Below are 21,105 nucleotides of genomic sequence, written 5' to 3' on the forward strand. Positions count from 1 at the left end.
TTGAACTTGGCTAGAACTGCACCTTGGGAGCGACTTCCGCGCCCGCCGTCGCGTCGAAGCTATCGCGCTGCTTGAAGCCCATCATGCCCGCGATGAGCACTGCAGGGAACGTCTGGATCGCAGTGTTGTACTTCATGACGGTGTCGTTGAAGCTTTGGCGCATGTAGCTGATCTTGTCTTCAGTGTTGGACAGCTCTGCTTGAAGCTGCTGGAAGTTCGTGTTCGCCTTGAGGTCGGGGTAGGCCTCCGCGACGGCAAACAGGTTCTTCAGCGCACCGGTGAGGAAGCCGTCGGCCTGCATCTTGCCTTCGGGCGTAGGCGCGTTCATGACGGCGGTGCGAGCCTTGGTAACCTCCTCGAGCGTGCCGCTTTCGTGGGCGGCATAGCCTTTGACGGTCTCGACGAGGTTCGGGATGAGGTCGAGACGGCGCTGCAACTGCACGTCGATCTGCGCCCAGGCGTTATCCACCATGTTGCGGAGCTTGACGAGGTTGTTGTATAGCCCGATCACGGCCACAACCAGCACGACGACGATGACGAGGATGATGATCAATGGGATGCTCATAGCTCTCCTTTGCTGTTACGTGGCTAGCATTCTACCATCGTGCATGCCATTCAGGAAATCCGCTACCGATTGGTAAACCGAATCGTAACACTTAGATTTCGCGAATGCATCGGGCTGCCGAAATTTCAGCGGTTCGGCACCACGGCCGCACGCGCCGAGCCAAACATGGTAGCACGCGCCCACCAGCCGCGCATGCGCGCCTCGGCGGCCACGCGACCTGCATCGGCGAACGTGGCGCACTGCATGAACACGGCCGACCCGCTGCCCGACATGAGCACGCGCTGCACGTCGGCGCGCTCGCTAGCCCACAAGCGGATGTCCACGAGCGCCGGAAGCAGGTGCTCGGAAACGGGCACGAGGTTGTTGCGCAGCGGCACGTCGGCGGCGCGCTGGGCTTCGAGGGCTGCTTCGCGATCGGCCTCGGAAATGGCCGTGGGATGCTCGTCGAACGCGCGGTACGCGGCAGCCGTGGACACGCCGCCCTCGGGCTTCACGAGCACGACGTTGCCGTTCATGGGCGCAAGGGCATGGTCGAACGCATCGCCCACGCCCGTGAAGCAAGCGCAGCCGCCATGCAGGAAGAACGCCACGTCGGCACCCAGGCTTCGTGCTGCTTCCTCGATACGCGGATCGTCGGCAGGCACGCCCCACAAGTGCGCAGCGCCCAGCAGCGCCGCGGCGGCGTCGGAGGAGCCGCCGCCCAAACCGGCCTCGGCGGGGATGTGCTTCTCGAGGCAGGCGACCACCGTCTCGTCAGCCGTGCGTCCCAATTTTTCAGCCAGCAAGCGCACGGCCTTCGCCACGATGTTGCTCTCCACGGGCACATCGAGCATCGCGAGCCCTTCGCGCGCAACGCACGAGAGATCGACGGATAGACCTTCTCCGCGTCCCGGCGCCAGCTTCATGCGTAAAACGTCGTGCAGCATGAGCGCATGCATGATGCTGACGGCCTCGTGATAGCCGTCCGCGCGCTTCGCGCCGATGTCGAGGAACAGATTCACTTTCGCCGGTGCCACCAGCTTGACGGCATCGGGGCCGGCGAAGCCCGCGATGTCCACGCCCTGCGCGATGCGAGCCACGGCCAGCATGTCTACGGCGTTTTCGCCGTTCTTGCTCGGTTGCGTCATTTCGATTCCATTCGTTTCTTGCGCTTGCGCGCGAAGAAGCTGCGCAGCAGCTCGGCGCATTCATCGCCCAGAACGCCAGAGACAGCTTCGAAGGTGTGGTTGAGGCGCTCGTCTGCGTTGACCGCGTACAGCGTGCCGAGAGCGCCCGCCTTCGGGTCGGCCGCGCCGTACACGCAGCGGTCGACGCGCGCTTGATGCATAAGGCCCGCGCACATCACACACGGCTCCAGCGTCACGTACACCGTGCAGCCGGTTAACCGCCACACGCCCAAACGCTCGGCCGCCTGCTTGAGCGCGATGAACTCGGCATGCCCCGCCGGATCCTGCGTAGTCTCGCGCAGGTTGCACGCGCGCGCGATCACCTGCGGCTCGGCCAAGGGGCGGCGCGTTCCAGGATCGATGGGCTCGTATACGACAACGGCCCCGATGGGGACTTCGTCCAGTTCTTCGGCGCGGCGCGCTTCCTCGATTGCCATGCGCATGTAGTCTTCATCGGTCATGTCGCTTATTATATGCCAAAATACGCATCGAGTTCGCTTTCCTTGCCGTACGGCGCTAGCAGATGACGCGCCACCGCACGCGCCATAGGGCGTAGCGCAGGGGCGAACACCAGCATAGAGTCCATCTCGATGGGCGCATTGATCAGCGGTCTCATGCAAACCTGATCGGTGACCAGCATTTTTGCGTACTCGGTTTGAATAATAAAGCAGCCTTTGCTGATTGAAACCTGAGCCAACATAAGGTTCTTGTCATGCATAAGCAACGTCATGTTGATGCCGTATTTTCGAAACGTCGCCTCGTACAGCCTGCCTTTGCAAGGGCTCGTCTGGATGACCGTCTTCCCCCTCAAATCAGTCTCGAAGTCGATGAACCTCTTGCGCGACAACGGGTCGCTGGCCGACAGCAAGACCGACAAACCGTCGTCGCATAGCTTTATTGAGGGCAATCCCAAATCATCAGGAGGCTTTATGGAAAACGCAAGCTCCAGCTCCCCTTCCGCTATAGCTTTCCAGAATGCATCATGGTCGCCGTCGACCACTTCGATCTTTACGCGCGGATCATCTTGGAAGCTCGCCAGCAACCCTCGCTTCTGGCTGTACCCCACGTACATGCTGAGCAAACCCACGCGCACCAGCTCGGAATCCGTTTGGCTAACCGAACGGATATCGGCAACGCACGCATCCCACAGCCGACCCTCTTCGTGCAGATAACGGAGAAGGATCCTGCCCGCCGCCGTCAGCTCGACGCCCTTCTTGCCACGGACGAAAAGCTGCGCGCCTAGTTGGCTTTCGAGGCTCTTCATGCTCTTCGACAAACCTTGCCGCGAAAGGTAAAGCGACTGCGCGGCTCGAGTGATGCTGCCCTCCGAGCACAGCGTGCAAAAATACCTTTTCTGATCGACATCCATACGAAACTTTGCCATGGTTGTTCCCCTCGCCTATGGCCTTCGCGCGTCCCCTCGACCGCTCCCGACAAGTGACGACGCGGTCGGATCCCCCTTTTCTCAGTATAGACAAAACGACTGCGCTTGAAGCCTACAAAGTTGCGCTCCTCATCGCAAGATAAGTCGATGCGCATGACGTACACCCTTTTGACCTGGTATTACCGATATACGTCGACTTCTAGTTGACGCTTCATGGCATATAAGAGTTTCTTTTCGCACCCGCACGGTCAAACGTATAGTGCTCCAAGAGCGGGCCGGGATGCCCGCACCGTTACAGGAAGGGGATTGTCATGGGAAATCTGACACGCAGGGACCTTTTGAAGGGCTTGGGGTTGGGATCGGTCGTGCTTGCCTCGGGAGGCGCGCTCGCCGCTTGCTCGCCCAACGAGAACGAGACCGGGGGCGCAGCAAAAACCTCGTCGCAAGGTAGCAGCTATCAATTCGCTAAGCGCAAGAGCGACATCGCCGGCATGACGCAAACCGAAACCGACGTGCTGGTCATCGGCGGAGGCGGAGCGGGCCTGTGCGCCGCGCTCAGCGCTGCCGAGCAAGGCGCGCAAGTGACATTGTGCGAGAAGACAAGCGTTCTGGGCGGAGCCACCATGCTTTCAAGCGGCAAGATTCCCGCCGTAGGCACTCAGCAGCAAATGGACATGGGCGAAAACGACAGCGTGGACGCATGCGTTATGGACATCATGCGTCCGAACAACTACAGCGTTCGACCCGACCTAGTGCGCACCGTGACCGAACAATCAAAAGACATCGTCGAGTGGACCGAGAAGCACGGCGCGGTGTGGACCATCGACCAAGCGCTGTATTACGGTCAGACTGCGCACCGCATGCATACCACCGCCGATGCCGGCAAGGGACTGACCGATGCGCTCGTCGCAAGCATGAGCGCCAACGACGCAATCACGCAGATGCTGTCATGCGAAATGCAGGGACTGGTGCTCGCGGACGATAGCGACGACGTCGTAGGCGCTTACGGCAAAATGGGCAAGGACGAGCTGGCCATCCTGGCAAAGAACACCGTCCTTGCATCGAGCGGGTTCGCCAACAACCCCGACATGCTGGCGCAATACTGCCCCGAGGCCGTTGATGCTTTCAAAATGGTGGCGCCAGGAGCTACCGGCGAAGGCATCCTCTGGGCGCAAGAGCTGGGCGCGAACCTCCAGAACATGGGCGCTTACCAAGGCCATGCGTTTCACGGAGTAGACAACGGCAAAACGCTTGAACAAGGCATTGCGAACAACGGCGGCATCATGGTGAACCAAGAAGGCAACCGCTTCGCCAACGAATACACCGGCTATTCCGAACTGTCCCCTCATGTCATAGCGCAATCCGACAACATCGCCTACCTATGCTTCACCGACGCGCAGGTAGCGAAGAGCGCGAAATACGCTGAGTGGGAAGCGGAGGGCATCGTAATGAAAGGTGCATCCAGTGCCGAGCTGGCCGCCGCCATCGGGACGGACGCCGCGACGCTGGAAAAGACGATCACAGAGTATCAGGCCGCCATCGAAAAGGGCGAGGATAAATTCAACCGATCCCATCTGCCGGAAAGCTTCGATGGCCCGTATTACGCAGTGAAGGTTACAGGCGAGATTCGCCATACGCAGGGCGGCATGGCAACCGATCTAGCAGGTCACGTGCTGCGCGCAGACAAGAGCCTGATCAAGGGATTATATGCAGCTGGCGGCTGCACCGAAGGATTCTCCTCACGCGGAGGTGCAGCCTACATGAGCGGCAACGGCCTCATTCAGGCACTCGTCTTCGGCAAGATAGCCGGAGCCGCCGCCGCAACTGAAAGCCCCGAGAGCGCAACCATCGTGGAATGAGCCGAAAGCGCAAAGGACGCTTACGAGCAGCCGACACGGACGAGCGATGCGGCTTCGTGCGATGCGCGGTCAATTTCTTGTCGCATTGCGATTGACTGCATGATATCCTAAACGTTGCGCACACGCGCAAACCCCATGCGGAGGCGTGGCCGAGTGGTTGAAGGCGGCAGTCTTGAAAACTGTTAAGCCGCAAGGCTTCGTGGGTTCAAATCCTACCGCCTCCGCCAGAAACGCAGCGCGCCCGGAACCAGCTGGTTCCGGGCGCTTTTCTTTGTTCGGTCCTGCCTTCCGGCTTGAACTCCCTGCTCACGAGCGAATGTTTCACGTGAAACATTCGGGAGGCGGCCGCTTCGCGCGCATGGAGCCGGCTTCGGCCGTGCATGATCGGGCAGCTCATGCGCAGCAAAATCGCCGGTTTGGCAGACTGAGCCCTTCTCCGTCCATAAAGGGAAACACGCGACCTGGCGTTTTACCGGCAGGCACGGCGCCGAGCGTCCTCAAACTGCGCTGAAACCAGGAAAAGACTGCCAAAAACTCGATTTTGCTGCAGAAGGCTGCGCAAAAAACGTCCATGAGCCGCGAGCGCCGGCGAACCGGACGGAGCACGGTAAGGGACCAGGCCCTTTCGTGGCGGAGCGGACGAAACGCAGCGAGGGGCTTGGGCGCCTTCGTGGCGGAGCGATCTCAGGAGACAGCGAAGAACTCGGGCACTGCAGCGAGGCGGGCGAATCTTTCGCAAAAAGAAACGCGCTCCCCACCCGCTAGGGAAAGGAGCACGTTGTTCATTAGAGTGCGTTCGGTCGTGAATGTTTCACGTGAAACATTCGTTCGCGGCGCAATGTCGAACGATCCGACACCCGGCCGCACAGGCGCCGCGCGAACAGGCGACCCGAGCCGACGGCCGCCCCGCCCCTAGCGTTCGCTCATGGGAACGTAATCGCGCTTGCCGCTGCGAATGGACTTGTACGCAGGACGGATGATGCGCTTGCCGGAGACGATCTCCTCGAAGCGGTGCGCAGCCCAGCCGGACATGCGCGCGCACGCGAACAGCGGCGTGAACAGATCCTCGGGAATGCCCATCATCGAGTACACGAAGCCCGAATACATGTCGATGTTCGCACACATGTCCTTGCTGGTGCCCTTTTCACGCAGAATCACCTCGGGCGCCAGGCGCTCGATGCTTTCCAGCAGACGATACTCGGCCTCGAACTCCGTGCCCACGGCCAGCTTCTCGGCGAACTGCTTGCAGATGATGGCGCGCGGGTCGGACTTCGTGTACACCGCATGCCCCATGCCGTACACGAGACCCGTCTTGTCGAAAGCCTCCTTGTTGACAATCTTCGCCAGGTAATCGGCCACCTGGCCCTCGTCGGACCAGTCGGCTACGTTCTGCTTGATCTCCTGCTGCATAGCTAGCACCTGATGGTTCGCGCCACCATGCTTCGACCCCTTGAGCGAACCGATAGCGCCGGCGTACGTGGAGTACGGATCGGTGTCGGACGAGGTCAGCACGCGCGTGGCAAACGTGGAGTTGTTGCCGCCGCCATGCTCGGCATGCAGGCACAGCATGATGTCCAGCATGCGCGCTTCCTCAGCCGTGAACTGGCGATCGGGACGCAGCATGGACAGGATGGTCTCGGCCGTGGACTGACCGGGAATGAAGCGATGCATGATCATGGAGCCGTTGTTGTAGCGAGCCTGCTTCGCGTAGTAGGTCAGCACCATGATGCGCGGCAGACGCGAGATCAGCGAGATGGCGGTGTGGATCTCGTGATGAGCCGAACGATCCTCGGCGTCCGCGTCGTAGGCGTACAGCAGCAGGATGGTGCGCTGCAGCATGTTCATGATGTCGGGCGGGGTGTCGCGCATGATCATGGAGGCAGTGAAGCCGTCGGGCAGTTCGCGTTCGGCATCGAGCGCGGCGATGAAGCGGTCGAGCTGCTCCTGTGTGGGCAGCTCGCCCATGAGCAGCAGGTACGCCACCTCCTCGAAGTTGAAGCGGCGATCGGCCACGCTGGTGTCCAGCAGGTCGTACACGTCGTAGCCGCGATAGCGCAGCATACCCTCGTCGGCTACCTTCTCGCCGTCTGAGACCACGTAGCCGTGAACGTTGGCGATGTTCGTAAGACCTGCGATGACGCCCGTGCCGTCGGCGTTGCGCAGGCCGCGCTTCACGTCGAACTGGTCGTAGCTCGCGGTTTCGATGGTGTTGATCGCCTTGAAGTTCTCGTACAGAGCGATCTGGCTTTCAGTTGCCATGGCGCATCCTTCCTGCCGCGCGAGCGCGGCCCCTCTTCCGAAATACCATGCTGCACGCGATGACCGCCCTTGAAACACGCGGTCTCTGGTGGATATGGCGAATGGGAAAATACGTCTCTCTTTATTATGATAAAGCGCAGCGACCCGCTGCGCAATCAATGCATGCCAGTCACCCGGCGAAAACCACAGGCAGTACCCGGGAATCCACCGTCTCGTGGCGATTAGGTAACACGACCGCCTTGCCGCGCCCAAGCACCGACACTTGATTACAATGTTGACGAAGTCTGTAGGATTTAACCATGCAGTCCGCATCTCAACCCTCGACGTAGCGTCCGTCACCACGTGCGAAAGCGAGGATTCCTCTTGATTCTGACCGAAACCCTGGCCTTGCTCGTTGAAAAACGCGATTGGTTTTTCGAGCTCCTTCTGCAGCATATCGGCATCTCGCTCATATCCATTGCACTGGCGGCGCTCATCGGACTGTCGCTGGGAATCGCCATCGCCACATGGAGGCGAGGGGCGAAGCCCGTGCTTGCGCTGGTCAATTTCGTGTACACCATCCCATCCATTGCGCTGTTCGGCTTCCTCATCCCCATCACGGGCATCGGCGACCCTACCGCCATCGTGGCGCTCACCGTGTACGCGCTGCTGCCGATGGTGCGCAACACCTACACCGGCCTCACCACCATCGACCCCGCCATCATCGAAGCGGCGCGCGGCATGGGCTCCACCGACCGCCAGCTGCTGTACCGCATCGAGCTGCCGCTGGCCGCCCCCGTCATCATGAGCGGCATCCGCAACATGGCCACCATGACCATCGCGCTGGCCGGCATCGCCACGTTCATCGGCGCAGGCGGCTTGGGCGTGGCCATCTTCCGCGGCATCACGACGTACAACCTGGCCATGACCCTGGCGGGCAGCGTGCTGATCGCGCTGCTGGCCATCGTGGTGGACCTGCTGCTGGGCCTGGCCGAGGAGTCCACGCGACGTCACCTGGAGCCTTCGAGCGCACGGCGGTGGAAGCGCTCGGGCGCACGTCGGGCTTCACGCCGCAAGCTGGCCCCGGCCGTCGCCGCGGGCGCAGCCGTGGTGCTGATAGCGGGCGGGGCGTTCGCGTTCGCGAACCGCGGCGGTGGAGAGGACGTGGTGAACATCGCCACGAAGCCCATGACCGAGCAGTACATCCTCGGCGAGATGCTGAACACGCTGATCGAGCACGACACCGACCTCAAGGTGGAGCTGACGCAGGGCGTGGGCGGCGGCACGTCGAACATCGAGCCCGGCATGGAGAAGGGAGACTTCGACCTCTACCCCGAGTACACGGGAACGGGATGGAACGCCGTGCTCAAGCACGACGACACCTACGACGAGTCGATGTTCGACACGATGCAGCAGGAGTACGAGTCGCAGCTAGGCCTTACCTGGGTGGGCATGTACGGCTTCAACAACACGTTCGGCCTGGCCGTGAGCCGCGACGCCGCCGAGCGCTACAACCTGCGCACATATTCCGACCTGGCGGGCGCAGCGGGCGACTTGACGCTGGGCGCCGAGCCCGACTTCTTCGACCGGCAGGACGGCTACCCCGGCTTGCAGCAAGCCTACGGCATGAACTTCGGCAACACGCGGGACATGGACATCAGCTTGAAGTACCAGGCGCTGTTCGAGGGCCAGGTGGACGCCATCGTCGTGTCCACCACCGACGGGCAGGTGGCCGACGAACGCCTCGTGGTGCTGGAGGACGACCGGCACTTCTATCCGTCGTACCTCTGCGGCAACGTCGTGCGCCAGGACGCGCTGGAAAAGCATCCCGAGCTGCGCGACGAGCTGCTGAAGCTGCAAGGCGCCATCACCGATACGAACATGGCACGCATGAACAACGAAGTGGAGACGCAAGGGCAGGAGCCGAAAGCGGTGGCCGACGCGTTCCTGGCCGAGAGGGGGCTGATGTAGCATGGAGCATGCATTCGCGCAGACGCACAGCGCGGAATCCTTCCCTAAAGGACTAGCTTCGCGTCGCGACTCCGGCGACTTCGTCGCCTGCGCTCGGGATGACAGGGTGGGACGTTCCGAGGGTTTCGCGATTTGTCATCCTGAGCGGAGCGCGCAGCGCGAAGTCGAAGGATCCCGTGCGGCGCCAGCAGAAGAAGGCTCCGTACCCGCCGTTGCGTTCGAGCACGTCAGCAAGCGATTCGGCGATGCCGTCGCCGTGGACGACGTGAACCTCGACATCGACGAAGGCGCGTTCGTCACCATCATCGGCAGCTCGGGCTGCGGCAAGACCACGCTGTTGAAAATGGTGAACGCGCTGGCGATGCCCGACGATGGACGCGTGCTGGTGCACGGGAAGGACACGAGCGGCGTCGACCCCATCGAACTGCGCCGAAACATCGGCTACGCCATCCAAGGCAGCGTGCTGTTTCCCCACCTCACCGTGGAGCAGAACATCGCGTACGTGCCCTCGCTGCTGAACAGCGGCGACGAGGGTCGCACCGAGGAGGCCGTCGCGAAATGGATGGACATCATCGGGCTGCCGCACGACATCATGGATCGCTATCCCGCCGAGCTGTCGGGCGGACAGGCGCAGCGCGTCGGCATCGCCCGCGCGTTGGCGGCCAGCCCCGACATCCTGCTGGCCGACGAGCCGTTCAGCGCCGTGGACGCCATCACCCGCGGCAGCCTGCAGGACGAGATCAAGCGCATCCATCGGCAGACGGGCATCACCGTGCTGTTCGTGACGCACGACATCGACGAGGCACTCGACCTGGGCGACAAGGTGCTGGTGATGGAGGCCGGCCGCGCCGTGCAGTTCGCCGAGCCGTGCGACATCCTGCGCAACCCCGCCACCGAGTTCGTCGACCGCCTGGTTACGCGCAAGCGCACCGTGTACGCGCGATAGCGCGCCGCCCCAGATAGCCGCCCTCAGCGAGAAAGCCGTCCCGAGTCGAGGGAGCCGCCCCTCCCACCACTATCCCGAGCCGGTCCTTGCACGCCGGAAGGGCCCTCGATGGCAAAATACCATCGAATTCGGAAGTCTCAAGGGAGGCGAAGGCAACCGTCTTGAAAGACAGGGACGACCGTGTCGTAAAACGCCTGGTCGACAAGGTACTGAAAACGCCGCGCTTCGCAGCCTTCGATCAATCCGTTTTGTGGTTTCCGAATTCGGCCACTTTTTGCCAAAAGCACCGGGGTTCGCTGCACCGCCGTACCCCCGCACTCAGCTCAAGGTGGCTCGCTGCACAGCCGCACCCGACCAGAAGCGCACCGCCGGCATCGCAATTCGCCACCCGATCAGATCGCCTCCTCGTATCCCACGGGCAGCCCGAGCCGCCTTCTCAGGCGCAGCTTGCGGGCATGCCAGTCGGAGACGTTCGTTCGCAGGCGCTTGCCGAGGTGACGACGAATCGCTTCAGCCACCGCATCGGTAGCCGCAAGGCTGTTCAGCTCGTCATTGGTGACGCCGAGCACTGTCCAGCCCATGGCCGCCAACGCGTTAGCCCTTCTCGAATCCCGGATGCGGCTGAGTTCGCCTTCGTGATTCTCCTTGCTTTGATACTCCACGTCGAGCCTCGCTTCTGGCCAGCAGAGATCGCAGCGAAAGCTTTTCTTCCCGGAAATCGCGCGCGCCGCCGGACTTGCGATCACCTCGTAGTTCATGCGGGGAAAGCCCATGCCGTAACCTCCGCGGAAAGGACTGAATCCCAGGACAAGCGCGAATTTCGTCTCGCGCGACGATGCGGACCCGTCCACGAGAAATGGAAGGATGCGCGCGACCTTCTGCGCACCGCCGAGCGAGCTGTTGCACGCTACGTAGTCGCGCAAAGCCCGAACGCTTGTCAGCGGCTCGACATCGTATCCAACCGAAACGCCAGTACGCCTCGTCTGATACGACCCGCACAACTCCCACCCCAACTCAAGCAGCGAAACCTCGTTGCGGATCCGCGTTGCCATTTGAATGAATGCAAGCTCGGGTTTGCTGAAGAACACGTCATCGCCCAATCGAAAGAACGAGGAACGCGAGAAGCCCCTCGTGCACACATGAGGAACGCAAAGCTCCCCCGCCCGACCGTTCGGCGTGCTCACCAGCACGTGACTAGGCCTTTCGAACCTCAGACCCGGATGATCCCCTTCTATGCGCTCAAGCGCCAAGCTGAGCTCTTTGGTGCGCGGAGCGCGCTCGGGGATGCTTGGTTTTCCGCTCCTCACCGAAGCTAGCTCGCAGGGTTGGGCCATGCGCAGCATCTGCAAGGCCGTGATGTATCCAAAAACAATGCGCGATTGCGAGGCGCGTGCGATCTTCTGCACAAGACCCCCTTATTTGCCCTGGGCGGAGAGGATCTTGCAGACGTGGTAGGGGAAGACGAGGGCATCGCTTCCAGCAATGGGCTACTCGAACGATGGAGAGCGCCTGCACTGGCTCTGTAGTGGGGCTGATTCTATCATGATCGGGCAGTTCATGGCAGCAGCCGTGGCAATAGTTGGTCGAATTCGGAAAAAGAAAAAACCGGGAAAGAGCCGGCAGTTTTCGCGAGCTGGGGTTTTTGCTGCGCCTTTGGCGCTTGCCGAAAGCGCAGGGGCGATCGCGAACGTGCAGGCTTCCGAATTCGCACACTATTTGCCAAAAAGACGCTTCCGACTTGCAAGAACAATATATGAGGGGGGTCGACCTGGCAAAAAATCTTCCTCGCGCCCCCTTCTAAAAAATAGTCAACGGGGTAGCATGGTCTTCGATCCGTTGACCGGCCGGTCAACGGCGGCAGGAAAGGAGGCGGCAGTGGACGACCGACGCTCGAAATTCGAGAGCCTTCCCGAAGAGCGGCGCGAGGCCATCGTCAGCGCCGCCGTGGAAACGTTCGGCAAGAACGATTACAAGAACGCCTCGACCGAGACGATCGCGCGCAGGGCAGGCATCTCGAAGGGCCTTCTGTTCTTCTACTTCAAGAACAAGAAGGAGCTGTACCTGTACCTCATGGAGCATCTGATGGAAAAGGTGTCCAACCTGGTGCTGGACGATGGGTATTGGGAGATCGACGACTTCTTCGAGCTGCTCGTCTACGCGGCGGAAACCAAATCCAAGGTGCTGAGCAAGTTCCCCTACCTGCTGGAGTTCTCCATCCGGGCCTTCTACCCGGAGCACAAGGACATAAAGGATACGATGGACAGCTGGACGCAGCGACAACTCGACTTTATGTTCACGACGTACTTCAAGAACGTGCGGTTTGACCGGTTCCGCGACGACATCGATCCGAAGTACGTGCTCAACATGCTGATTTGGCTGGCCGACGGCTATCTGCACCAACAGCAAGCGCTGCATCAACGCATCGATTTAGACGCCATGATGGACGAGATGTACCGCTGGTGCGACATGCTGAAAGCCTATTCGTACAAAGAAGAGTACCGGAGGCGATGAGATAGCAACCCCGTCCTCTTGTCTCATTAAGGAGGAATACCGATGAGCGACCCCGTGATCGAACTCAAGGGGCTCAAGAAAGACTACGGCAACGGCCGCGGCGTATTCGACGTGTCGTTTTCCGTGGAACGCGGCGAGGTGTTCGGCTTCCTGGGGCCGAACGGCGCCGGGAAAACCGTGACCATGCGCAACCTCATGGGCTTCATTCGGCCTGATGAGGGCACCGTGAGCATCGACGGCCTGAACTGCTTCAGCCAGCGCAGCCGCATCCAGGAGCGCCTGGGCTACCTGCCGGGCGAGATCGCCTGCATGGACGAGATGACCGGCGCGGCCTTCCTGGAATTCATGGCGCGCATGAAGAAGCTGCGCGACCGCACGCGCATGAACCAGCTGGTCGAGTACTTCGAGCTGGACCCCGCGCGGCGCATCCGCAAGATGTCGAAGGGCACGAAGCAGAAGGTGGGCCTGGTGTGCGCGTTCATGACCTCGCCCGACATCATCCTGCTGGACGAGCCCACCAGCGGCCTCGACCCACTCATGCAAAGCCGCTTCATCGACCTCGTGCTTGAGGAGAAGCGCCGCGGCGCCACCATCCTGCTTTCGTCGCACCTGTTCGACGAGGTGGAGCGCACGTGCGACCGCGTCGCATTCATCCGTGCGGGCAGGCTGGCCGCCGTCGAGCGCATGGACGACGTGCGGAAGAGCCGCAAGCGCGTGTTCGTGGTGACGTTCGCCGCTGAGGCCGCGCGCGACCGCTACGCGCAGGCGCATCCCAACGTACGGAAACAGGGCGCGGCCAGCGTGGAGGCAGCCGTGGCCGGCAACCCCGACGCGTTCGTGAAAGACTTGGCCGCCTACGACATCGTGGACCTCTCCGCGCGCGAGCAAACGCTGGAAGAGCTGTTCATGCACCTGTACGGCACGACGAACCAGGTGGAGAAAGGAGGCTCTCATGAATAGGACGTTGTTCGCCAAAGAGCTGCGCGCGAACCTGTTCGTCAGCCTCATCATCGCGGCGGTACTGGCCATGTACATCGGCGTGATCGTCAGCATGTACGATCCGGAGCTGGGAGAAAGCCTGGATGCCATGATGCAGAGCATGCCCGAGATGTTTGCGGCGTTCGGCATGTCGGTGCAGGCCACCACCCTCATCGACTTCATGCTGAACTACCTGTACGGGTTCTTGCTGACCATCTTCATCCTCGTGCTCATCTTGATCGTGGCGAACAAGCTGATGGTGCGCTACCTCGATCGCGGCGCCATGGCGTATCTGCTGGCTACGCCGAACAGCCGCACGCGCATCGCGCTGACCATGGTGGGCGTGATGGTGACCATTCTGGTGGCGCTCATGGCAGTGGTCACGGCGCTCGAAGCAGGTTTCGCCGAAGCGCTGTTCTCGGGCGAGCTGGACATGCAGGCGCTGATGCAGGTGAATGCGGGATTGCTGGCCCTGTGGCTGGCGATGGCCGGGTTGTGCTTCCTGTCCGCATGTCTGTTTTCGAACGCGACGGCAGCCCTGTGGGTGGGAGGCGGTCTGAACATCCTGTTCTTCCTCATGCAGATGATATCGCAGGTGGGCGACAAGTTCGAGTTCCTGAAGAACGTCAACCCGCTGACGCTGTTCGACTACTACGGCCTGGCCGCGGGCGACGCGTCAGCCGTCGGCGGCGCGATCGCGCTGGCCGTTGGCGCGGTGGCGCTGTTCGCCGTGGCGGTTGCGGCCTTCGATCGACGCGACCTCAGCATTTAGAGCATTCCGCACGAGAAAGGGCGGGAACGGCGCTCGGCCGTTCCCGCCCTTTGATGTTTACGCCTGCTCTTCAACCTGCGTGAACGCGCCGTTTTCAACCGTCGCATGCAGCACGACGCTCTTGTCGCTGTCCGACGCCTCCCACGACCGCGCATACGTGAACGTAAGCGTAGCCTCGCCCGAGCCGTCGGCTTTGAAGTTGAATTCGCGCACGCCGCCTACGCCCGTCTTGGGCTGGGCGCCGTCGCTCGCGGGGACGAACTCGTCGCCGTCGGGCTGCACGGCCGAGCCGTCGATCTGGAAGGTCCACTCGTACCCCGTCGTGGGGTTCGCGTCCAGCTTGACCACAAGGTTGCTCTGGCTGAACTCCGCCGACCCTTCGGCGATCTGGACCTCGGATCCCGGCGCAGCGGAGCATCCGACGGCGAACGCGACGAAAGCCGCCATGCATGCTCCCGCTATCGCGAGTTTCAGACGAGCCTTCATCGCGCACTCCTTCCGAGCGGTTTCGCTTTCCCGCAGTATAGCGGGGGGCGCGCTACTCCTGCACGCTCACGTCCGTGAACGTGCCGTTCTGCACCGTGGCCTTCACTACGATGGTGGTCTTCACATCGTTGGCATTCGACGTGTTCGCCAGTTTCATTGTGATGGTGGACTCGCCGTTGTTCTGGTCGTCAGCCAGGAACCCGAACGCGTGCATGCCGGCCGCGCCCACGACGTCCTGGGAGTTCTGATCGTTGAAGCCGGAGGACGGCAGGTCGGCGTCGGTGTCCTTCAGCACGGTGTTGCCGTTAACCTCGGCCGTCCACTGGTACTGAACGTCGGCATTCGAGTCCAGCAGCACGAGCATGTCGCTCTGGGAATAGGCGACCCAGCCGTTCGGAACCTTGAGGACGGTGCCTTCGCCGATGCTGCTGCCGTCGCCCATCTGGTTGCCGTTGTTGCTATTGCTGTTGCCGTTGTTGTTATTGTTGTTGTCGGCATTGTTGTTGTCGGCGTTGTTGTTGTCGGCGTTGTCGCCGTTGTTCCCGCTGCCGTTGTCGTTGTTCTCGGTGGCAGGGTTGGCGTTGTCGCCTCCGTTGTCGTTGTTGCCCGCGTTGTCGCTTGAGCAGCCGGCAACGGCGAACAGCGCCAGCACCAGAGCGGCAAGCACGCCGATCATCGACCATTTCGCAGTCTTCGTCATAACAGCCTCGCTTTCTTCGTTGGATTCAAGACGCGTTCCGCCCTATCCTAGCCACGCGCATGCACGAAGAGGCCGGGCATGCCCGCTTGTAATCGCCCCGCAATGCGGGCGAATGTTTCACGTGAAACATCGACGAGGCTGAATGCCGTTGAACACGGAGAGACGACCTGCCAATAGAGGCTGTGCAGCAAATCGCAGCGGTTCTGCAAGTTTTTCGACTTTGTGGCAGAATGACTCTCGCGGCCGATCGTCCCACCAGGCCTTTTGACCCAGAGGCTCGAAAGCTTTCCGCAGGCTTTTCCTTAAGGCGGAAGAAACCCCTGATCGCAACGATCCGAGCTTGCCACAAAGTCGAAAAACTTGCAGAACCGCTGCGAAAAACGACGCTGCCTGCGATCCGACAAGTCAGCTGGTCGCGGAACAGCTTCGCCTACGGTTCCCGGAAGAATTCAAGACTGGCCGATTCCGCAGAAAGCGCGCCGAGCTCCTTATACGGTGCACGACGAACATGCGGCGTTCGTTCGACAAACTAACCATTTATGCAGTTCAAACACCTATTTCGCGCACTATTCCCAAAAAGTCTGAAAAAGTCGTTGACAGCATGGGGCAATACCGGCATAATAACTTTTGCTGTTTCGACGTGCGCCGTTACCTCAGCTGGATAGAGGGACTGACTACGAATCAGTACGTCGGGGGTTCGAATCCCTCACGGCGCACCATTTCAGCTTCTAATTCCGCAACGACTGGCAGCAGCACGTGCGGATTTTTTATTGGTCAGGGAAAGGAACGTACTTGAAGGTTCGAAAATCGAAGCCTCACAGTAAGTAGTTCTTCCTTCGTCTTCCCTTACGTCGGCAGTCGAAGGAACGACTGCGGCGGCTCATGGCTTGACACACATTTTGCATTGCGCGCGACGCGCGCGTCTTTGCACACGGTATCATGAGGTGTACAGCCATGGGCATGACAGTAAGGGATACCACCATGCTCTACCTCTCTCAAATGATGGGGAAACCCGTCGTGGACACCCAGGGCGAGAAGATCGGCACCATTTCCGACCTCGCTATCTCCACCGGCGAAGTGTTCCCGCGCATCACCAGTCTGGCCTTCCAGGGGCCCGGCAAGGTTCCGTTCATGATCTCGTGGCGCAAGTACGTCGACACGTTCGACGAGGACGGAATCACCCTCAACGCCGAGGCGCACGACATCCGCTTCAGCTATCTGCAACCTGACGAAGTTCTGCTGGCGCGCGACCTGCTGAACCGTCAGATCGTGGATACGCAAGGCCTGAAAGTGGTGCGCGTCAACGACCTCAAGCTGTCCGTTTCGGGCTCGCAGCTGCGCCTGCTGGGCGCCGAAGTGGGCGTGCGCGGCATCCTGCGCGGACTGGCCTCCTGGCTGGAGCGCGCCGTGGTGGCCGTGGCGAAGGTGTTCGGCAAGAAGATCGACGAGCAGATCATCGCCTGGAACTACATGGACCTGCTCGATCGCGACCTGTCCGAAGTGCAGCTGTCCGTCACGCACAAGCGCCTGGACGAGCTGCACCCTGCCGACGTGGCCGATATCCTGGAGCAGCTGGACCCCCAGCAGCGCGCCAACGTGTTCCAGCACCTGGACGATGCGCAGGCCACCGAGGCCATCTCCGAGATGGACGACGAGTACCAGGCCGACTTCATCGAAGACCTCGACGACGCTCGCGCCGCCGGCCTTTTGGGCGACATGGACCCGGACGACGCGGCCGACATCGTGCGCGACCTGTCATACGAGAAGGCCGAGACGCTGCTGCGCCTCATGGGCGTGGAGGACGCCACCGAGATCCGCCGTCTGCTGGGCTACAAGGACGGCACGGCCGGCGGCATGATGACCACGCAGTTCGTGGCCGTGAAGGCCGACAACACCGTGGGCGAGACCATCGAGGTGCTGCGCGAGCTGGACGACGACCACCCCACCGTGCATTACGTGTACGTGCTGAACGACTACGACGAGTTCGTGGGCGTGCTGAGCTTGCGCACCCTCGTGCTCACCGACGACGCGCGGCCCGTGCGCGACGTGATGTTCGACGACGTGATCTCCGCGACGCCGGACGAGACCGAGGAGGACGTGGCGGCCGACATCTTCAAGTACGAGCTGCCCGCCATGCCCGTGGTGGACGAGCACGGCGTGCTGCTGGGCATCGTCACGGTCGACGACGCATGGGACGCCATCGAAGAGGACGTGAGCGGCGACAAGACGAAGGCTACCCTGCTCAAGGTGCTGGGCGGTCTCGTGGCGTCCATCCTGTTCCTGGCGCTGTACACGCTGGTGCTGCTGCAGATCATCGGCTACGCCGGGAGGTAGCGCCATGATGATGAAGAACGAGAAGCTCGAAGTGCGCGGCGTCGCCGTCGACGCGGTCGAGTCGACCGAGCTCGTCGAAGCTCCCGAGAAGAAGCAGCCAAAAAAGATCTGGCTGCTGCTAGCAGCGCTGGGCCCTGGCATCGTCACGGCCATGGCCGGCAACGACGCGGGCGGCATCTCCACCTACTCCACCGTGGGCGCGAAGTTCGGCTTCGCCACGCTGTGGGTCATCCCCATCATGTGCGTGCTGCTGATCGTGGTGGAGATGACGGCCGCGCGCATGGGCGCCGTCACCGGCAAGGGCTTCGCCGCACTCATCCGCGAGCGTTTCGGCATCCGCCTGACCGCGCTGGCCATGCTGGCGCTGCTCATCGGCAACGTGGCCACCACGTTCTCCGAGTTCGCCGGCATCGCCAGCGGCATGGAGATGTTCGGCGTGTCGAAGTACCTGGCCGTGCCCGTGGCCGCCGTGGCCGTGTGGCTTCTGGTGGTGGGCGGCAGCTACAAGCGCGTGGAGAAGGTGTTCCTCATCCTGTCGCTGGTGTTCGTCACCTACATCGTGGCGGCGTTCATGGCCGAACCGAACTGGGAAGAGGCTCTGACCAGCACCGTCGTGCCGCGCATCGTGAACGACCAGAGCTTCGTGTCGCTGGTCATCGCGATGATCGGCACCACCATCGCGCCGTGGATGATGTTCTTCAACCAGAGCAACGTGGTGGAAAAGGGCGTGTCGGTGAAGGATCTGTTCTCGCAGAAGGTGGACGTGATCGCCGGCACCATCGCCGCGTGCCTCGTGGCCTGGTTCATCATCGTGACCACGGGATCGGTGCTGTTCCCGCAGGGGATCGAGATCGAATCGGCCGCCGACGCGGCGCGCGCGCTGGCGCCGTTCGCCGGGCACTACGCCGAAGCGCTGTTCGCCATCGGGCTGATCGCCGCGTCGTTCTTGGCGGCCTGCGTGCTGCCGTTGACCACGGCGTTCGTCATCTGCGAGGCCTTCGGCTGGGAGGCGGGCGTTTCGTTCAAGTGGAAAGAGGCGCCGCTGTTCAAGAGCATCTTCACGTTCGTGATCGCGTTCTCGGCCGTGGTGGTGCTGGTGCCGAACATCGACCTCATGGGCGTGATGCTGACCGCCCAGTTCGTGAACGGCCTGGTGCTGCCGGTGCTGCTGGTGTTCATGGCCATCATCGCCGCGGACAAGCGGGTTATGGGCGCGTATCGTTCGCGCATCGCGTCGCGCGTGCTGATCTGGGTCACCGTGGGCATCGTTACCGTGCTCACCGCCGTGCTGCTGGTGATGCAGGTGCTGGGCATCTAGACGCCTCGGCGGCGGCGCGGCGAAAGGGCGCAGCCGCCGGGCTGCATCGACGCTACTTGACGGCGTCGAGCAGGCGGCGGCTTTCTTCCTGCAGTCGTTCGGCCAAAAACGTGCGGCTGTTGTCGCCGTTGCGGGCGCAGTCGAGCAGCATCTGCACCGTCAAGCTGGACAGATAGGCGTCCATGCTCTCTTCGATGAGATCGTAGACCTGCTTGATCTCCTGCACCATCGCGCCGCCCTTGCGGGCATCGCGCTTCGCGCGCGTGGACTGCTTTGCATCGTCGTCGAGCGCTTCCATGATCTCCAGCACGTTCGTGTCGGCCGGATCCTTCGCCAGGCGATAGCCGCCGTGCTTGCCCGGACGGGCCTCGATGATGCCTGCGTTGCGCAACAGCTGCGCCAGCTGGATGAGGTAGTCGCGCGGAATGGACATGTCCTCCGCGATATCTTTCGAGGAGCAGGTGGTACCTTGCGCAGCCAAGTACAAGATGGCGCGCATACCGTAATCGGTGGATGCCTTGAGTTGCACTGCTGTCTCCTTACTCTATGTCGCCCGGCATGCATGATGCCTGGTGAGCGACCTACTTATATATGCTTGGTAGTCAATTTCTCCTTAGAAAACAACAAACGACGCATACGCAGCGTCGTTTGAGGTGGTGCACCCCTTGCGACTGCGAGGGAGAGCTATCTAAGGTGGTCCGAGTGTACCCAATGCAAAACGATTATAGCAAGGTCAATGATGGGTTTGCAGGTCAAATCGAATGGAAACGGTTACGTTTGCGCTAACTCCCCACACCTCCGCCATTATCGTGCAACGGCGCCGTTACGTCGATGCTATACTGCGGCCTATGGAGACGAAAAAACAACTGCGCTCGCGCGTGCTGGCACGTCGCGATGCGCTTCCGGAAGAGATGCGTGCGCGCAAGAGCGCGGCGATATGCGCGCGGTTGGAGCAGGTGCTGGCGGAAGCGCTGGCGGGCGCGGAAGGTGCGGGGACGGCGCAGGTTTCGGCCGAGGGGACGTCGCGCGCGGATGCGACGGGCGGGAGCGCGGTTCCCACTGTGGCCGTGTTCGCGTCGATGCGCAGTGAGGTGGACACGCGGCCGTTCGTCGAGGCGGCGTACGCGCGCGGTTGGGACGTGTGCTTCCCCTGCATGGTGCGCGAGGAGCCTGCAGCGGGCGGGTCGCGGACGGCGGGTCGCGCGGGCGCGGACGAAACAGGTGGGGCGCCGGTATCGAGCGAGCCGCGGGCGGGAGACGTGCCGCGAATGCCGAGTGAGTCGCGGACAGCGGGCGAAACGGGCGGCACGAGCGGGTCGCCTCTGATGCGATTCTACCGCGTGGCGCGCGAGCAGCTGGACGCGGCCGCAGCGGGGTTCCTTGGCGCGCCCCTGCGCTGCCTTGCCTGCGAAGCGCTGGAGCGCGACGGGTTCCAGGCCGTCGATCCTGAGGAGCTCGACGCCGTGGTGGTGCCGCTGGTCGCCTTCGACGATGCCGGGCGACGCCTGGGCTACGGCGGCGGCAACTACGACCAGCTGCTCCCCCGCTTGCGCGCCGATGCCACCGTGGTCGGCATAGCCTTCGACGAACAGCGCGTGGAAACCGTCCCCTGCGAGCCCCACGACATCGCCCTGCCCCGCGTGGTGAGCGGGTAGCGCGCCCATCGTCCTAGCCTCGCACGACGAATCTGGGCGCGGGCTCCGCAGCGTGCAGATCGACGCGGGAGCGCTCGATCAAGGAAGCGCACATTTGCAGCGGGTGCGAAAACGCCTGGCGCGTTTCTTCCGCAGCCCGAATGTTGGCCCTTCGCTGTTTCTAGTGGTTTGACAGGGCGAACTTGCTAGGGAGCCCACCTTATGGAGCTGCAAGCGGTACCA

18 protein-coding genes and 2 tRNA genes are annotated in these 21,105 nt (G+C 62.0%); 11 read left to right on the forward strand and 9 right to left on the reverse strand.

Annotated features, from left to right (window positions below):
* Positions 1-10 precede the first annotated feature (10 nt).
* The 4 genes from GT590_RS13025 to GT590_RS13040 all read right to left on the reverse strand — a co-directional run bounded on the left by GT590_RS13025 (position 11) and on the right by GT590_RS13040 (position 3,115).
* Positions 11-565 (reverse strand): LemA family protein, encoded by a 555-nt coding sequence (locus GT590_RS13025; protein WP_009305668.1) that lies wholly within the window; start codon positions 563-565, stop codon positions 11-13.
* A 125-nt stretch (positions 566-690) separates the two neighbouring features.
* Positions 691-1,692, reverse strand: a complete 1,002-nt coding sequence (ispE, locus tag GT590_RS13030; RefSeq protein WP_009305667.1) for a 4-(cytidine 5'-diphospho)-2-C-methyl-D-erythritol kinase — start codon at positions 1,690-1,692, stop codon at positions 691-693.
* Positions 1,689-2,192, reverse strand: coding sequence for a nucleoside deaminase (locus GT590_RS13035; RefSeq protein ID WP_009305665.1), 504 nt, complete (start codon positions 2,190-2,192; stop codon positions 1,689-1,691). The genes ispE and GT590_RS13035 overlap by 4 nt, the downstream gene beginning before the upstream one ends.
* 8 nt (positions 2,193-2,200) lie before the next feature.
* The gene (locus GT590_RS13040) at positions 2,201-3,115 is read right to left on the reverse strand and encodes a LysR family transcriptional regulator (protein ID WP_009607744.1); all 915 of its coding nucleotides are present in this window, start codon (positions 3,113-3,115) and stop codon (positions 2,201-2,203) included.
* A 512-nt stretch (positions 3,116-3,627) separates the two neighbouring features.
* Between GT590_RS13040 and GT590_RS13045 the strand changes: the two genes are divergently transcribed.
* Complete coding sequence (locus GT590_RS13045; protein WP_231566066.1) at positions 3,628-4,974, forward strand: FAD-dependent oxidoreductase; 1,347 nt, start codon at positions 3,628-3,630, stop codon at positions 4,972-4,974.
* Positions 4,975-5,113: 139 nt separating this feature from the next.
* Positions 5,114-5,201, forward strand: a tRNA-Ser gene (locus tag GT590_RS13050).
* A gap of 685 nt (positions 5,202-5,886) precedes the next feature.
* Here GT590_RS13050 and GT590_RS13055 read toward each other — a convergent pair.
* Positions 5,887-7,233 carry a citrate/2-methylcitrate synthase gene (locus tag GT590_RS13055; protein WP_009305662.1) on the reverse strand — a complete coding sequence of 449 codons (1,347 nt, stop codon included), beginning with the start codon at positions 7,231-7,233 and terminating at the stop codon, positions 5,887-5,889.
* 363 nt (positions 7,234-7,596) lie between these two features.
* Between GT590_RS13055 and GT590_RS13060 the strand changes: the two genes are divergently transcribed.
* Positions 7,597-9,183 (forward strand): glycine betaine ABC transporter substrate-binding protein, encoded by a 1,587-nt coding sequence (locus tag GT590_RS13060; RefSeq protein ID WP_161171153.1) that lies wholly within the window; start codon positions 7,597-7,599, stop codon positions 9,181-9,183.
* Position 9,184: 1 nt separating this feature from the next.
* Positions 9,185-10,129: an ABC transporter ATP-binding protein gene (locus GT590_RS13065; protein WP_192925366.1), complete on the forward strand. Its 945-nt coding sequence runs from the start codon at positions 9,185-9,187 to the stop codon at positions 10,127-10,129.
* 392 nt (positions 10,130-10,521) lie between these two features.
* On the opposite strand, the gene GT590_RS13070 is transcribed toward GT590_RS13065, so the two are convergent.
* A complete protein-coding gene (locus tag GT590_RS13070) occupies positions 10,522-11,319 on the reverse strand; it encodes a DUF559 domain-containing protein (protein ID WP_227791414.1) in 798 nt (265 codons plus the stop codon).
* A 685-nt stretch (positions 11,320-12,004) separates the two neighbouring features.
* Here GT590_RS13070 and GT590_RS13075 point away from each other — a divergent pair.
* The 3 genes from GT590_RS13075 to GT590_RS13085 are packed head-to-tail and all read left to right on the forward strand — an operon-like array spanning position 12,005 to position 14,390.
* Positions 12,005-12,640, forward strand: a complete 636-nt coding sequence (locus tag GT590_RS13075) for a TetR/AcrR family transcriptional regulator (protein WP_009305652.1) — start codon at positions 12,005-12,007, stop codon at positions 12,638-12,640.
* A 42-nt stretch (positions 12,641-12,682) separates the two neighbouring features.
* Positions 12,683-13,600: an ABC transporter ATP-binding protein gene (locus GT590_RS13080; RefSeq protein ID WP_114551769.1), complete on the forward strand. Its 918-nt coding sequence runs from the start codon at positions 12,683-12,685 to the stop codon at positions 13,598-13,600.
* Positions 13,593-14,390, forward strand: a complete 798-nt coding sequence (locus GT590_RS13085; RefSeq protein WP_114551768.1) for an ABC transporter permease subunit — start codon at positions 13,593-13,595, stop codon at positions 14,388-14,390. The genes GT590_RS13080 and GT590_RS13085 overlap by 8 nt, the downstream gene beginning before the upstream one ends.
* Positions 14,391-14,447: 57 nt before the next feature.
* On the opposite strand, the gene GT590_RS13090 is transcribed toward GT590_RS13085, so the two are convergent.
* Both GT590_RS13090 and GT590_RS13095 read right to left on the reverse strand, forming a co-directional pair.
* Positions 14,448-14,876, reverse strand: a complete 429-nt coding sequence (locus GT590_RS13090; protein WP_114551767.1) for a protease inhibitor I42 family protein — start codon at positions 14,874-14,876, stop codon at positions 14,448-14,450.
* Between the two features lie 52 nt (positions 14,877-14,928).
* Complete coding sequence (locus GT590_RS13095) at positions 14,929-15,576, reverse strand: protease inhibitor I42 family protein (RefSeq protein ID WP_114551766.1); 648 nt, start codon at positions 15,574-15,576, stop codon at positions 14,929-14,931.
* A 642-nt stretch (positions 15,577-16,218) separates the two neighbouring features.
* Between GT590_RS13095 and GT590_RS13100 the strand changes: the two genes are divergently transcribed.
* The 3 genes from GT590_RS13100 to GT590_RS13110 all read left to right on the forward strand — a co-directional run bounded on the left by GT590_RS13100 (position 16,219) and on the right by GT590_RS13110 (position 19,228).
* Positions 16,219-16,295, forward strand: a tRNA-Arg gene (locus GT590_RS13100).
* A gap of 235 nt (positions 16,296-16,530) precedes the next feature.
* Positions 16,531-17,910 carry a CBS domain-containing protein gene (locus GT590_RS13105; protein WP_114516727.1) on the forward strand — a complete coding sequence of 460 codons (1,380 nt, stop codon included), beginning with the start codon at positions 16,531-16,533 and terminating at the stop codon, positions 17,908-17,910.
* 4 nt (positions 17,911-17,914) lie between these two features.
* On the forward strand, positions 17,915-19,228 hold the full coding sequence (locus GT590_RS13110) for an Nramp family divalent metal transporter (RefSeq protein ID WP_161171154.1): 1,314 nt from the start codon (positions 17,915-17,917) through the stop codon (positions 19,226-19,228).
* Positions 19,229-19,280: 52 nt separating this feature from the next.
* On the opposite strand, the gene GT590_RS13115 is transcribed toward GT590_RS13110, so the two are convergent.
* Positions 19,281-19,757 carry an Rrf2 family transcriptional regulator gene (locus GT590_RS13115; protein WP_009608991.1) on the reverse strand — a complete coding sequence of 159 codons (477 nt, stop codon included), beginning with the start codon at positions 19,755-19,757 and terminating at the stop codon, positions 19,281-19,283.
* Positions 19,758-20,076: 319 nt separating this feature from the next.
* On the opposite strand from GT590_RS13115, the gene GT590_RS13120 reads away from it, so the two are divergent.
* Entirely contained in the window at positions 20,077-20,883 is an 807-nt protein-coding gene (locus tag GT590_RS13120; protein ID WP_227791415.1) for a 5-formyltetrahydrofolate cyclo-ligase, read from the forward strand.
* Positions 20,884-21,105: the final 222 nt, after the last annotated feature.

The organism is Eggerthella sp. BIOML-A1 (assembly GCF_009875595.1).
Classification (GTDB): domain Bacteria; phylum Actinomycetota; class Coriobacteriia; order Coriobacteriales; family Eggerthellaceae; genus Eggerthella; species Eggerthella lenta.

Coding starts and splice junctions, on each gene's coding strand:
- GT590_RS13025 (WP_009305668.1), bottom strand. CDS start 565: ATGAGCATCCCATTGATCATCATCCTCGTCATCGTCGTCGTGCTGGTT.
- ispE (WP_009305667.1), bottom strand. CDS start 1,692: ATGACGCAACCGAGCAAGAACGGCGAAAACGCCGTAGACATGCTGGCC.
- GT590_RS13035 (WP_009305665.1), bottom strand. CDS start 2,192: ATGACCGATGAAGACTACATGCGCATGGCAATCGAGGAAGCGCGCCGC.
- GT590_RS13040 (WP_009607744.1), bottom strand. CDS start 3,115: ATGGCAAAGTTTCGTATGGATGTCGATCAGAAAAGGTATTTTTGCACG.
- GT590_RS13055 (WP_009305662.1), bottom strand. CDS start 7,233: ATGGCAACTGAAAGCCAGATCGCTCTGTACGAGAACTTCAAGGCGATC.
- GT590_RS13065 (WP_192925366.1), top strand. CDS start 9,185: ATGGAGCATGCATTCGCGCAGACGCACAGCGCGGAATCCTTCCCTAAA.
- GT590_RS13080 (WP_114551769.1), top strand. CDS start 12,683: ATGAGCGACCCCGTGATCGAACTCAAGGGGCTCAAGAAAGACTACGGC.
- GT590_RS13085 (WP_114551768.1), top strand. CDS start 13,593: ATGAATAGGACGTTGTTCGCCAAAGAGCTGCGCGCGAACCTGTTCGTC.
- GT590_RS13090 (WP_114551767.1), bottom strand. CDS start 14,876: ATGAAGGCTCGTCTGAAACTCGCGATAGCGGGAGCATGCATGGCGGCT.
- GT590_RS13095 (WP_114551766.1), bottom strand. CDS start 15,576: ATGACGAAGACTGCGAAATGGTCGATGATCGGCGTGCTTGCCGCTCTG.
- GT590_RS13105 (WP_114516727.1), top strand. CDS start 16,531: ATGGGCATGACAGTAAGGGATACCACCATGCTCTACCTCTCTCAAATG.
- GT590_RS13110 (WP_161171154.1), top strand. CDS start 17,915: ATGATGATGAAGAACGAGAAGCTCGAAGTGCGCGGCGTCGCCGTCGAC.
- GT590_RS13120 (WP_227791415.1), top strand. CDS start 20,077: ATGGAGACGAAAAAACAACTGCGCTCGCGCGTGCTGGCACGTCGCGAT.